This is a genomic window from Candidatus Eremiobacterota bacterium (genome assembly GCA_031082125.1).
Lineage (GTDB): Bacteria > Vulcanimicrobiota > CADAWZ01 > CADAWZ01 > Ess09-12 > Ess09-12.
This window is the reverse complement of record JAVHLM010000003.1, coordinates 310431-323613: the sequence shown is the minus strand read 5'-3', so window position 1 is coordinate 323613 and position 13183 is coordinate 310431. Positions and strand designations below refer to the sequence as shown.

The 13183-nt window shown below is 50.7% G+C and carries 8 protein-coding genes; 1 reads left to right on the top strand and 7 read right to left on the bottom strand.

Features of this window, described 5'->3' with window-relative positions; all coding sequences use genetic code 11:
* Positions 1 to 263: 263 nt before the first annotated feature.
* The 7 genes from RDV48_05535 to RDV48_05505 all read right to left on the bottom strand — a co-directional run bounded on the left by RDV48_05535 (position 264) and on the right by RDV48_05505 (position 12180).
* On the bottom strand, positions 264 to 3689 hold the full coding sequence (locus RDV48_05535) for a tetratricopeptide repeat protein (GenBank protein ID MDQ7822239.1): 3426 nt from the start codon (positions 3687 to 3689) through the stop codon (positions 264 to 266).
* Positions 3690 to 3965: 276 nt separating this feature from the next.
* Complete coding sequence (locus tag RDV48_05530; GenBank protein MDQ7822238.1) at positions 3966 to 4688, bottom strand: glycosyltransferase family 2 protein; 723 nt, start codon at positions 4686 to 4688, stop codon at positions 3966 to 3968.
* Positions 4685 to 5101, bottom strand: a complete 417-nt coding sequence (locus tag RDV48_05525; protein MDQ7822237.1) for a hypothetical protein — start codon at positions 5099 to 5101, stop codon at positions 4685 to 4687. Before RDV48_05525 ends, RDV48_05530 begins: the two co-directional genes overlap by 4 nt.
* A gap of 1294 nt (positions 5102 to 6395) precedes the next feature.
* Entirely contained in the window at positions 6396 to 8168 is a 1773-nt protein-coding gene (locus RDV48_05520) for a GAF domain-containing protein (GenBank protein MDQ7822236.1), read from the bottom strand.
* 250 nt (positions 8169 to 8418) lie between these two features.
* Positions 8419 to 8931, bottom strand: coding sequence for a hypothetical protein (locus RDV48_05515; protein MDQ7822235.1), 513 nt, complete (start codon positions 8929 to 8931; stop codon positions 8419 to 8421).
* Between the two features lie 245 nt (positions 8932 to 9176).
* Positions 9177 to 11774, bottom strand: a complete 2598-nt coding sequence (adhE, locus tag RDV48_05510) for a bifunctional acetaldehyde-CoA/alcohol dehydrogenase (protein ID MDQ7822234.1) — start codon at positions 11772 to 11774, stop codon at positions 9177 to 9179.
* Between the two features lie 40 nt (positions 11775 to 11814).
* On the bottom strand, positions 11815 to 12180 hold the full coding sequence (locus tag RDV48_05505; GenBank protein ID MDQ7822233.1) for an STAS domain-containing protein: 366 nt from the start codon (positions 12178 to 12180) through the stop codon (positions 11815 to 11817).
* A gap of 568 nt (positions 12181 to 12748) precedes the next feature.
* Between RDV48_05505 and RDV48_05500 the strand changes: the two genes are divergently transcribed.
* The gene (locus RDV48_05500; protein ID MDQ7822232.1) at positions 12749 to 12952 is read left to right on the top strand and encodes a hypothetical protein; all 204 of its coding nucleotides are present in this window, start codon (positions 12749 to 12751) and stop codon (positions 12950 to 12952) included.
* Positions 12953 to 13183 lie beyond the last annotated feature (231 nt).

The following is a 13183-nucleotide window of genomic DNA, read 5'->3' as shown; positions in this document are numbered from 1 at the left end:
GGGTATACTGACGCACATTATACTCTCGAGTATAATGATGCTGTCAGTTATGCTCTGGAGTATAAAAACCTCTGGATCGCGAAGTGCAGTTATTTTGACTGTTTCTGCTGATCTTTACCGGCCTGAGCTGTTTTGAGCAGTTGTCTCTCACCTTCCATTTCAGCGAGGAGTTTTCCTCTCTCTGACCTCCCGCTTTGCTATTTTTCTCAAATTTTAGACTTTTCCATCAGTTTGATGAATCGGTGGTCTCACCGAGGAGCCCTTCAGGGGAGCCCTATGAGAATGAAGGGAGCCCAGTAGTAAGGGAGGCTCTTTCTGGAGTCCTTCTCGGCGATGAAGCGGAGTTTTGCCTCCCGAAGCGCTTCTCTTCTCCCCTTTCCTTTCCCCAGGACCCGGTAAAAGTCCACCATGAAGAGCTTGGTCTCCTCGTCTGCTATTGACCAGAGGCTGGCCACCACGGAAGAGCTCCCTGCAAAGAGAAATGCCCGGGAGATCCCCTCAAGCCCCTCGCCTTTCTCAAGCTTCCCCCGCCCTGTCTGGCATGCCGAGAGCACCACCAAATCGCTGTTGAGAGCGAGGCTGAAGATTTCCGACATGGTGAGAAAACCGTCACATTCAGGCTTCCCGGCGGGAGTGCTTGAAAGCGAGAGCACCAGGGCCGGCTCAATGCCCATGTCGTATCCTGCAATGCCATGGCAGGCAAAGTGGATCATGCGATAATCCTTGAGGCTGCACCTGCGAAGGCTCTCCTCTGACGCATTGAATCCCAGGTGAATGTCCCTCGAAGACGGGGAAATACCGAGCGTCTCTGCAACGGAGCGCACCTCGTCGCCAGTGGCCTCTATCCTCCCGAAAACAAGGCCTTTTGCGCCATACCGCTCCACGTCTCTCATCGTTTCTTTCTCAATAATCCCTGCATTGCAGCGATCATCATCGACGGGGTACACGGGATCGCCGAAGGCCAGGAGAGGTTTCGCCGCCCGGGCACGGCCCTTCTCCAGGGTTTTCATGAGACTGTAGAGGGAAAGGGAGGGAGCATAGGAGACGGCATGGTCTTCCACAAGATAGTGAGGCGGCTTTTCTTCATTACCGGCCTCGGTGAGAAGGGCCTCGAAAGGGAGGAAATACAGGTCGCCGCTGGGAACGACGATGAGGTCCTTCCCCTTTATCATTGGCTCCGCAGGCTTCACAAGGGCGGTGTAGAGCTCGTGGGACACTGCGGCGAGCTCGGCTTCCTTCACCCAGGAATCGCTCCTGCGCGCTGCAGTCATACAGGCATTGAACCGGCTCACCATTGCTCCCGTCTTTTTGGTTCCGGGGAGAGGAAAGAGAGCGCAGACATTTCTCGTGATGACAAAGAGAAACGAACGGTTCGTTCCCACATAATAGAGAAGGCATGCCTCCCGGCCTCCCAGCACCTCTTGCTGCACCTCTCTCAAAGTACAGGTTTTCGGGTACTTGATCTGGGCGTACTTGGGATACTTTTTTTCAAGCTCCCTCACAAAGCTTTCCAGCTCCCTCTCTTTTTCCGCACGCTTCCCATAGAAGCCCCTGAGAGTCTCCATATCTCTCTTTTCCCTGGGCTTCCCGTTCTCCTTGTCTATGAGGCTGTCGAGCGCTTTCTGCTCTCCCCTGAGGGCCGCCTCTCTCTCCAGAACTTCTGCGGGCAGGTTCCCCGCAACCTGCGCCCTGGACTTCCCCACCATCTCCAGAAAGGCTCTGGACAGGCCCCGCTCCGCTGTCTGAAAGGCCTCACTTACATATGCCGAATCTTTCTCTCTTTCGTGCCGCTTGAGGAGCACCTCTATCGTGAGTGGAAAGATTTCGGAATATCTTATGGATAAACGTTTCTTTGAGGTGGTCTCCTTTATATCCCCTTTTACCTTGTCCTGAATATCAATGGCCAGGAGAAGGAGCGATGACGCCTCCTTCAGCTCTTTGCCGGAGTTATCCCGCAGCGAGAGCTCATACAAGGCTGAAGCTTTATTTCGGAGCAAGATCACTGTGAGATCATCAGGAGGGAGGTCTTCGGGCTTCACAAGAGCGGCGCTTTTTACCTTCTTCATTGAAAGGGCACGCATTCCCTTATTGAAAGAGGCAAGCGCCTTCTCATACTGTTTTTCATCCGAATAAAAGAAACCTATGTGAGCATAGTCTGCCGCAGTAAAGACGGAATCCTCGCCGTAGCACTTCACGTCAATGGCCAGGGCCTTGCCGTAATAAGCGAGGGCTTCTTCAGAGTCTCCCCTGGAATAACATATCCATGCGATATCCTTATAACACGCTGCTATGTCGGGATGATCCTCACCATGTGACTTCTTCAAAATTGCCAGGGCTTTTTCAAGATAGTCCAGAGCCTTCTGATATTCGCCCTTATCACTATAACAGTTGCCAATACTCCTGTAGTCCTCTGCGATTTTTAGGTGCTCTGCACCCAGAAACTGCCGGTGAACTGCCAGGGCATGGGATAAATAGTCAAGCGCTCTGTCAAAGTCCCTTTTTCTTATATAGTGATTCCCTAATTTCATATAACACCGCGCGGTATCGGGATGATCTTTTTCATAAATTTTCCGGTACACTGCGAGGGCCTTTTCATAATAGGCAAGAGCCTGTTCAAGCTCACCTCTGGATTCATAGAAAGAGCCCAGATCGATATAGCACCCTGCCACGTCGCGGTGGTTCTCACCGCAGAGCCTCCTGTGGATTGTAAGAGCCTTCTCATGGCAGGCCAGGGCTTTCGCGTGCGCATCAATGTTTTCATAGGATGAGCCCAGCTGGCTGTATAATTTGGCCAGCAAGGGATTGTCTTCTATGCCGGATTGTTCCTGAAGAGCCAGAGCTTTTTCATAATACTCCGCTGCCTTGCGATAATCTCCTTTTTTATCGTGGATCGTGCCTATATTGCCATAAGCTGCTGCCAGGGTAGGATGGTTTTCTCCGAAAAGCCTCTGGTGAATTGAAATTGATGTATCAAAACTGGCGAGGGCTTCATCAAGCTTTCCCAGCTCATCATAGGCTATGCCTAAGTTGTTATAGAGAGTGCCCATCTCGTGATCATTATTGCTTTGTAGCCGTTTCTTCAAGTCGATGGCCATCTCATAGATCTTAACTGCCTTATGATACTCACCTTTATGGCGGTGGACGTTCCCCAGAAAATCATAAGTGAGCGCCACGTCAGGATGGTTCTCATGATGATGCTTCTTAAAGAGTGAAAGAGCAACCTCCAGAGCGTTGAGCGCCAGGTCATAGTCTCCCCTTTTGTCATAGACATTTCCCATGAGGGTATAGCACACCGCAATTTTAGGGTGCTCTTCACCGTAGAGCTTTTTCCATGCGTTCAGAGCATCACTATAGTATGCAAGGGCCCTGTCATAGTTACCGAGGTGATAGTGGGTGTAGCCGATGCTGTAAAGCGCCATGGCTGCCTCTGAGCTTTCCCTGTCACCATGCTTCACGCAGTATTCATAGGCTTCTTCGTACTTCCTGAGCGCTTCATTATTAAGCCCCTTTTTGAGAAGAGAATCAGCCTCCCTGAGAAGCTTTCCGGCTTTGTTTTTCTCGGCTCCCTGGTCCGCTGCGCCCTGAGCCAGAGCGGGGGTAGCGCCCCAGGCGGAAAGACAGAGGGCCAAGATGAAAAAAACTGCCAGGAGTGCCCATTTCTGAAGAGTGTAGTGCTTGTGAATCTTCATTTCCTCAGGCCCTCCAGGTGCTCACCGGATCGATAGTGATGTCCCAGGCTTCGGACAAGTATGAGGGCTCACGATGAGTGAAGCAGTCACGGCGCCCTGGTGGACCTGGCACACCTCCTGTGCCCGGCATGATTGTTCAGTCTGCAAGAAGCCGTGCCATGTCAACCTCTGTCCAGTCGAAGTGTCCGGGGGCCTTGAGCCACATGGCCCGCTTTGCCGGTATGGCCACAAAGCGGGTGGATTCTGTTTTCTATGGAGGGTAGTAATCTCCTCCTCTTATTTCCTGCCGAGCTGCCTGGTCTTCTGTTTCCATTGAACGGTCTGGATAAAGGAGATAAGAGAAGCCCTGATGAGCCTGTAATTCACAAGCTCTCCGCCTCCTCTTTTTTCCCTTGGATGATATGGTATGGGGACATAGAGCGATCTGGCTCCCCTGTCGTGGAGGGCTCCTGTTATGATGACGTTGGGGGCAAAGGTATCATCAGGGATCTCATTGATGATTTCTTCGAGCAGGGTAGAACGAATGAGGCGGTACGGGGTATTCACATCCTTGACGCCGTGGCCATAGAGCATTTTGACTGTAAATCCGGCACATAAAGTGACTATCCGCCGGGCCAGGCTTTGTGTGCGTCCCATTCGAGCACCGTAAAGAACATCATAACGGTCTTTATTCTCCCAAAGCTCTGGAAAACTCTCAGCTTTCATCTCGTCGTCGCTGTCACATTGAAAAATCCATGGGGCAAGCTTCATCGCCTTCCTGTACCCCATCAGTATTGTAGGGCCGTGGCCGCTGTTGGCCTTGTTTATTATTTCAACAGAAGAGTTATCAGCAAAAGCTGAGAGAGCTTGTTCCGTCCCGTCGCTTGACCCGTCATTTATTGCAAGAATGAGAAAATTGCTGCTGAGTCTCTCCAGAACCGATATCCACGAGGATAAAACAGGGAAAACCAGTTCTTTTTCATTATAGATTGGCAGTACTACCACAAGGTCGTATTTCATGGCGCATCCTTAAACTGACAGAGAAACTCGGACCTTCTCATGGAGGGAGAGCTCTTTTTTAAACGATATATCCTGATCCGCTCCCTTGTACCAGATAATTCATACCTGTCGCTGATAAACTTTTCCAGATCTTCCGCAATCCCTCTTGTGTAGTCTGTTGCGGAAAAATCAGGCGACGGAGAGGAGACAATAATGAAAGATGGAGGAGAGGCGGAAAGAGAGCGCAGGAGATCCTCCCCATATTCCTTCAAGGAAGCCGCGACAAATCCTTTCAGAAAAGAGGGCCTGCCGGTATATGACGACCTGGATAGATAGTACAGCCGGTCCATGACCACGTGCTTCGTGGGGAGCTTTCTTCCCATGTAAAAGTAAAGCTCTCCCTCGCAGCCCCAGTTATAGGCATAGTCTTCCATGGCCATGCGCTGCCTGAGGCTGAGCGCAATTTCCTTTATCTGAAAATAGGTTCTGTTTCTTGGGCTTATGCAGAGATTATTAAAATCTGTGCAATATTTCAACTCATATTGAAATACAAGGCTTCCCGGGAGAACCATCATGACTATGAATATGACCCGGCTTATGCGCCCACCCATGCTCCACAATCGCTTCAACCCATCTGCAGCAAGAATGAACAGGACCGGGAGAGCGGGGAAAAGGTAAAAAGAAAAAACCTTCCATCCCTGAAAATATTGGAGAATACCTGTCACAAGGAGAAGGAGCAGGAAAATAAAGCTCTCATCTCTTTCAAATAACATATGATAGGCAAGCGACACGAAAGCCAGAGAAAGTGGCAGGCCTAACTCAAGCAGGAGCCCGTCATCAATGAATCTCCGCCCAAGGAGAGGAAAAAAATCACTCATGGAGGCACCATGAGCCAGGTAAACCATATTATAAAGAACAACACACTGAATAAAATCATCGAGCACTCCTGTAAAGGCGAGCCATATCAAGGTAATGAGGTTAAGGGCAAGGAATCCTCCCAAAAAAGAAAGACTTGATCTTATCATGAGTGCTCTATTCACCTTCATAGATAAAAAAAGAAAAATCAGCAGTATGGGAACGTAGAAAACCGCGACGCTTTTAATAAGGAATGCGGCGGAAAGGGCAAGCCCGGAAAAGAGGAAATAGCGCGGCAATGCCTGTTTCAAGCCTTTATAGAAGAAAAAATAAGAAGCACAGAGCGGAAAGGTCATAAATATCTCGGCCTCGGCGCTCCACCCCAGGAATGATACCCCACCAGATAAAAGCGCAAAGAAAAGTGAAGAGATGAAGGCTCTCTTCCGGTCAAAGAGCAATTCCGCGAGATTGTATAAAAAAAAGAGAGTTCCACAGGCAAAAAGGGCCGCGGTGATCCTGATTCCAATGTCGGAAACCTTTCCAAAGACGAAAAGCGAGATTGCATAGATGAAATAGAGAAAAGGAGGCTTATTGTCCTGGACATCCCTGTAAGGAAGGGAGCCATCAAGCATCCTCTGTGCCATGTAACCATAGTAACCTTCATCATTGCAGAGCGGCGCGCCAAAGAAGCAGGACCTGATGATGAGCAGGAGAGCAATAAGCAGCAAAAGCTGAAGGGCTTTACTCTTAAATGGTTCGATGAACTTTGGCCGCATTATGATTTCAACTCATCGAGCGCCTGGTGCTTCTGACGAAATGATACTGTCCAGAAGAGCATAAGTAACGGCATCTTTATGAACTCTGAATTGCTCATCAAATCTTTATTTCCTGACCTCCATTGTTGAGCTCCTTCGTCCTGTCTCTCTCCTTGCTCTCCGGCCCATGGACAAGCTCAAGGTTCTCAATGCTCAGCGTGTAGAGGTAGTAGAAAATATCGACCAACTGTGATTCTTCCTTGGTCCACTCCCTCCCCGTCTTGAAAAGAAACACGAGGGCGCCCAGCACATTTTCCCGCACCGCGAGGGGATACCAGTAGAGCGAGGTCACGTCAAATATTTTTGCGACTGTTGAAAATACTTTTCCCTTCGACGTGGAGAAGTTCACGTTAGGGACATGGAGAGGCCCCTCCAGGAGCTCCCCTTCTTCTATTTTCTTCGCATTCATGACCAGCTGCCCGAAATGCTCTGTCGCGATACCTGCAGAAGCCATCAGGTCCGGGTTGTGAATGATCCCCTGGGAGGTCACCACGAAGGGGACAAAGATTCTCATGCTGGGCTCATAAAAATAATGGATGACGCCGTCGGCATCAAAGAGTACTCTTATGGTTTCAATGACCTGCCTGAGCACATTCTTGCTCGTATTGGAGAGGTCGCTCACCGAGGCGAGCTTCTTGGTGGCATTCCAGAGGGTGATAATGAAATTGAACCTTGTATCGAGCATGCGGTAAACTTCCGCGTTCTTGAAAGCCCGTGCCGCTTCATATATCACCGATTTGAAAAACTCGAGGCTTATATCTGAGAAGGCGCGACGCGTCGCACTCCAGAAGCAGATCACCCCGTACACCTCAGCATCAAGCGAAATGGGGGCGTAGAGCGCCGATTTCACTTGCGTGCTCCCTGCAATCTTGTCAAAGCGGGGATCTTCTTCTATGCTGTGAAAAATGGAGAGCTCATTCTTTTCGGCTATTATGGCAAGGATATTCTCCGAAATATCATTCAACTGATTCTGCATCTCGTCTTTAAAGGGACCCTTGGCAGCGGCACAGGATATCCTGTGCCGCCCCCTGTCAACAAGAAATACCCCGCCAGTCTCAAAGGGGAGAGAGCTTTTGAGGATCTCGATGAGCTGGCGTGAGATTACGCTGCTGTCAAGTGTCTGGGTGAAGTCACAGGTTATCTGATGGAGGGATTCCCTCCTGGAGACTTCGGCATTGAGCTTCTCCTGGATCCTGGTGAGCTCATCTTTCTCATTTTCAACCTGTGCCTTTTCCTTTTCAGCCCGTGCTTTTTCCTTTTCAACCTGTGCCTTTTCTGTTCCCAGGTCCGAGAGGCTCTTTTTCAGTTTCTCTGCCTCGCCGTCGATGGCCCGGAGCTCCTGGCGGCTTTCACTGGAAAAGATACCTGCCACGAGTACGATGAAAAAATAGCCGGTAACAGTGATAAGAAGCCGGGTGCTTACAAGGGCCACCATGGATTTTTCCGGAAGGTAAAGAAGAATCGCTTCCATCATGCTCATGAGAGCGGTGAGAATAATCGCCTCGGCAGGCTGAAAGTAAAATGCCGTGCTCACAAGCAATATTATGAAACTGAGTGAGAGAGGCTCCCTGAGCGGGGAAAAGTGGGAAATAAAGGTTATGGTGAGCACAAAAGCCACGATGATGATAAAAAGCAGTGCAGGCCTTATGAGGGTGCGGGTACTGGCGACAGTGAGAGAAAGGCACAAGGCGCTGCCGAAAACAATCAGCACAAGGATGAACACCAGACTCTTGGAGGCCCCGCCTGATGAGATGGCAAGAATGCCATTCACAGAGAGGATGAGCCACATGATAACCGCGAGGCGATTCTTTATCTTCTCACTATGCTCCATCTCACGTTCTTTCCAATGTTCATTGTTAAAGATGCCTCAATTTCAGTGAAACGCCTTATAGGTGACAAGGCGCCTGTCATGATGATTCGTTTTCAAAGGAGTAATTCCCTTTGCAGGGAGTCGTCTCCCTCACCACTCTGTATGGCGGGACACCCGCGATATCGCCTTCAAGACTCCTGCCAAAGAATCAGTGGCACTGAATGTGTCAGGGAGCATACTCCATAGAAAATTCCATGGGGTTGTTGTGGCGTTACCGGCTTGTGTAACGGCTGAGAGCCTGGTATTCGAGAAATAGATTGAGAAAGGCCTGGCGAAATTGTGCGGGAAGCCGCTCCTCAAAGGAGAGGTGCTTAAGGACTTTCAATGAGGGCCTTGATTCCGAAGCTTCTGCATCGGGACGCTGATTCTGAAGAAAGAGGTCCCGCGTCCTGTTGAAATTCTCGAGCACGATTACCGCGTATTCCTGGTTCATAAGAAGGAGGGTCAGGAGCTCCGTGACATGGCGGTCAATCTCCTCGAGGCGCTCTTCATCACTTTTTCCACGCTCTGCCTCTCCGTCATGAAATCTCTCGTCAGCCTCCTCTTCTTCCATGGGAACGATCTCGAGAGCTTCCCGGGAAAGGAGAAGCTCTTCCTTTTTCTCTGCCTCAGGCTCCGCTCTGCGCCTCGTGTCAGAGGTCCCCTGGGGGTACGCAATATAGGACAGGAAAGGGTTTGTCCGTATCACATCCTGTATCGACGCCACAAGATTTTCTCCCCACATACCACCATCTCCCATAGTCTTCTAATTATAATATAACGGATATTTTCCCATGATTAATGGTATTCATGTTAACAATTCATTATAAAAGCAGATACATGTTGCCTTATTGTAACATTTTTGTAAAAAATCCCGCCATGAAGAGGTACAAAGAGAGAGCAGGTGGCTGCAGGCCATGCCGGATATAATCCCGGCATGTGATACCCTCACTGCATGATCTGACCAAGAAGCCCGGTGATGCCCCTCCCTCAGACGCCGTCGTAGGTATCCCTGAGCATCTGTTTCAGATCCTCCACGAGGGGATAGCTCGGGTTTGACACCGTGCACTGGTCCTCAAAGGCCAGTTCCGCCATCCTGTCGATCTGCTTGTCGAAATCTGCCTTGGCGATGCCGGCTTCCTTCAGTGAGGCGGGAATGCCGACCTGCTTCTTCAGCTCCTTGATGGCATTGACGAGACTCTCCACCCCCTCTTCAGGGGTCTTGAAAGAGAGATTGAGCGCATGGGCGATCTCCCCATAGCGCTCCTTCGACTTGGGACTTTCATAATTAGGGTACGCCTGGAGCTTGTGGGGCTTTTCGGCATTGTAGCGCAGGACAGGGATCATGACAAAGGCGTTGGCGCGCCCATGGGAGATGTGGAAAGTGGCACCGAGGATATGGGCAAGCGAGTGGTTGATTCCCAGGAATGCATTCGCAAAGGCCATGCCGGCAATTGTCGATGCATTGTGCAGTTTCTCCCTTGCCCTGGCATCTTTCCCGTTCTTCATCGCATCGGGGAGATACTTGAAGATGAGCTGAATGGCCTTCAGGGCAAGAGGATCGGTGAAATCGGAGGCGATAATCGAGACGTAGCATTCAAGCGCATGGGAGAGCGCATCTAAACCCGTATCTGCGGTGGTTTCGGCAGGAACAGTCATGACAAGGGTGGGATCAATGATGGCGATATCGGGCGTGAGGGAATAATCGGCAATGGGATATTTTTTATGCGTCGTGCTGTCGGTGACGACGGTGAAGGCCGTTACCTCGCTCCCGGTGCCGCTCGTCGTGGGAATGGCAATGAGTTTTGCCTTCCTGCCAAGGGAAGGGAACTTCACGATCCGCTTCCTGATGTCCATGAAGTAAAGCTTGAGGTCATTAAAAGAAAAGTCGGGCTGCTCATAAAAGAACCACATTGCCTTCGCCGCGTCAAGAGGCGAGCCGCCGCCGATGGCGACGATGAGATCGGGCTTTGCCCTCTCCATGGCCCTGTAGCCGGCCTCAATCATCTCGAGGGTGGGATCAGGCGCGATATCGGAGAATATCGTTGACGTGATGCCCGCTTCCAGCAGGCCCTGCTCCAGGCGGCCCACAGCTCCCTGCCTTATGCCAGAGCCAGTGCAGACAATGAATGCGCGGTGGCATCCCAGCTCTTTTGCCTCCTGTTTCAGGAACATATCCATGGAGTGGGGCTCAAAATAGATTCGGGAAGGAACACGGAACCATCTCATCTTCGCCATCCTCTTTGATATTCTTTTGATATTGAGCAGGTGAGTCACCGTCACGTTGTCAGTCGTGATATTCCGGCCGCCTGCGCCGCAGCCGAGGGTAAGGGAGGGATGGAGGCAGTTGTAGATGTCGCCGATGCCTCCATGGGATGAAGGGGCGTTCACGATGACCCTCCCTGCATTGATTGTCTCGCCGAATTCCCTTATCGCCTCGGGATCCTTGGAGAAAATTGAGGCCGTGTGGCCGAGCCCGCCGAGATGGGTGAGATCGGTGCAGAGGTTGACGCCTTCATCAAGGCTCTGGACAGTATAGAAGCCAAGGAGGGGGCAGAGCTTTTCCCGCGAAAGGGGATACCCATCCCCTACGCCGTCAAGAGGGGCGATGAGTAGCCGCGTATCCTGGGGGACTTTGATTCCCGCCATTTCGGCAATATGCGCTGCCTTCTGGCCAACCACCTTGGGATTCATGGTCATTTTCTGGGGATCGATGACTATATTCTGAAGCTTCTCAGTCTCCTCGCGGGAGAGGAAATAGGCTCCCATGGCGCGCAATTTCTCTTCGACCTTATCCTTAATCGAAGCTTCGACAATGAGCGACTGCTCCGAGGCGCATATCATCCCGTTATCGAAAGTCTTGCTGAGCACTATGTCATTGATGGCCTGATCGAGATCGGCAGTTTTCTCAATGAACACCGGAACATTTCCAGGCCCGACACCGATTGCAGGCTTTCCCGAGCCGTAAGCTGCATGGACGAGCCCCGTGCCTCCAGTAGCCAGAACAACTGCGACATCCGGGTGGCTCATAAGGGCGTGCGTTACCTCCCTGGAAGGATTCTCGACCCAGCGGACGCAATAATCGGGGGCACCGGCCTCGAGTGCGGCCTCGTAGAGAATACGCGCCGCCTCGTTGGTGCACTTCATGGCATTTCTGGCAGGCGAGATGATTATGGTGTTCCGCGTCTTGAGAGCGAGAAGTATCTTGAACATGCAGGTTGACGTGGGGTTGGTGACGGGCGTGATCGCCAGAATAACTCCCAGGGGCTCGGCAAACTCCATGATCCCCGTCTCAGCACAGTCATGAATTAACCCCACTGTCTTGATATCCCTTATATCATGGTACACATTTTCTGTTGCAAAGAGATTCTTGATGACCTTGTCTTCAAAGACCCCCATTCCTGTCTCTTCGACAGCCATCCTGGCAAGCTCGATACGGTGATGGGCGCCGGCCCTGGCGGCGGCGTAGACGATCCGATCCACATCTTCCTGGCTGTACTGGGTGAAGACCGCCGAGGCTTCCTTTGATTGCCTGACCATCTCTTCAACGATCTGCGCCACATCAGTTTCTGTTGTCATTGTTGCCATGGGAAATGCTCCTTCCTCTCTCTGTATTTCTCACATAAGCTCATGACTGCAGGAGCCAGACCTCTTTCAGCGCCTGGGCCTCGCTGTCACAGATATTGAATTCACTGTCGAGGGCTGCCACTTTGAAGATTTTATAGACATTGGGATGAACATGTATCATGGCTATCTTGATACCCTCGGCTTTAGCCTTTTTGTAAGCCATGATGAACATCCTTATTCCCGCGCTGCTTACGAAGGTGACCTCCTTCAAATTGAAAAGAATACCTCCCGGATTCCCTTCAAAGGCGGCCATGGCCTCTGAAGTAACCTTTTCCGCGGTGCTTGAATCAATTTTTGCGGGAAGATGAATTATCTTGATTGCCTGATCCAGTGTGCAGGGACTTATGGCGACCATGCTGTCTTCCATGATACTCCTCCTCTGTCATATACTCCTTAAAATCACCTTAGTGACCCCTATATGCTTCAATGTCCTGATGGCATTCTTTGAAAGGCCCAAGGCCGATAGCGCATTCTTACCGGTATTGCTGCGCAGATGCTGTGCTGGAGAGAAGCTGCGTACTATTTGCCGTAGGACCTTTGCCCATATTCTCTGTAAGCTTCAAGAGAAGAGGGATGGAATCCTTCAGGAGGCAACCTCCAGCGCCATTAATGGTTTCCATGCTCAAAGAGCAGGGTAAGCTCCGCCGTGGCTCCACGAGCCGGAGCTCATAACCAAAATCAACCACCACCCCGGGGACAGGCCAAAAAGTCAGGAAGCTGTCCCCGATAATTGCTTATCTTTCATATTTCTGCTATAATAGAGATAGTGATAAACTATTTTTCCTATCCACTTTCAGTGCAGGCTCCATTAACCTGAGGAACTGCCTTAATCATTTATCCTCATGCCCTTCGTTTCCCCTGATTCCGAAAGGCTGTCTGCAGGATCTGTCATAACATCAGTGGCGTTTTCGACGTAGAGAAAGGAAGAGTAAATTATGAGTCAAGTATTTACATGCGAAATGGATGGTATCAATTATATTTGGAACGGGAAGATGTGGTACGAGGCTGACAGGTTCATCGAGCTTCCGATGATGATAACCAATAAGCTGGATACCTTTCTGAAGAAGGAAGAACCAGTGAATAAGGTCCCGACCCCTAAGAAGAAAACCAAGGTAACGGGACAGAAGCTTTCTGCATAGCGGTTTCTCCCCCCTTCACAGGCAGGCCGAATCCGCTGTGAGGACTGTAACGATAATATTTATTACCGTAATCCTGTCAATGCAGATGTTTTACCCATCGTGCAGCCAGCAGTGCACCATTGAGCTTGGAGAATCCCTGCGCTTTCGAAACATGGAGAGGTGCGTTTTCTACGTGTGAGACTGAAATGCCCTGTCTTACCGTCGATAACGGCATGGCCGGGAGGTGCGTCA

What these genes read in the sequence shown, in the direction of transcription:
- RDV48_05535 (MDQ7822239.1), bottom strand. Translation starts at nt 3,689, where the DNA reads ATGAAGATTCACAAGCACTACACTCTTCAGAAATGGGCACTCCTGGCA.
- RDV48_05530 (MDQ7822238.1), bottom strand. Translation starts at nt 4,688, where the DNA reads ATGAAATACGACCTTGTGGTAGTACTGCCAATCTATAATGAAAAAGAA.
- RDV48_05525 (MDQ7822237.1), bottom strand. Translation starts at nt 5,101, where the DNA reads ATGGAAGACTATGCCTATAACTGGGGCTGCGAGGGAGAGCTTTACTTT.
- RDV48_05520 (MDQ7822236.1), bottom strand. Translation starts at nt 8,168, where the DNA reads ATGGAGCATAGTGAGAAGATAAAGAATCGCCTCGCGGTTATCATGTGG.
- RDV48_05515 (MDQ7822235.1), bottom strand. Translation starts at nt 8,931, where the DNA reads ATGTGGGGAGAAAATCTTGTGGCGTCGATACAGGATGTGATACGGACA.
- adhE (MDQ7822234.1), bottom strand. Translation starts at nt 11,774, where the DNA reads ATGGCAACAATGACAACAGAAACTGATGTGGCGCAGATCGTTGAAGAG.
- RDV48_05505 (MDQ7822233.1), bottom strand. Translation starts at nt 12,180, where the DNA reads ATGGAAGACAGCATGGTCGCCATAAGTCCCTGCACACTGGATCAGGCA.
- RDV48_05500 (MDQ7822232.1), top strand. Translation starts at nt 12,749, where the DNA reads ATGAGTCAAGTATTTACATGCGAAATGGATGGTATCAATTATATTTGG.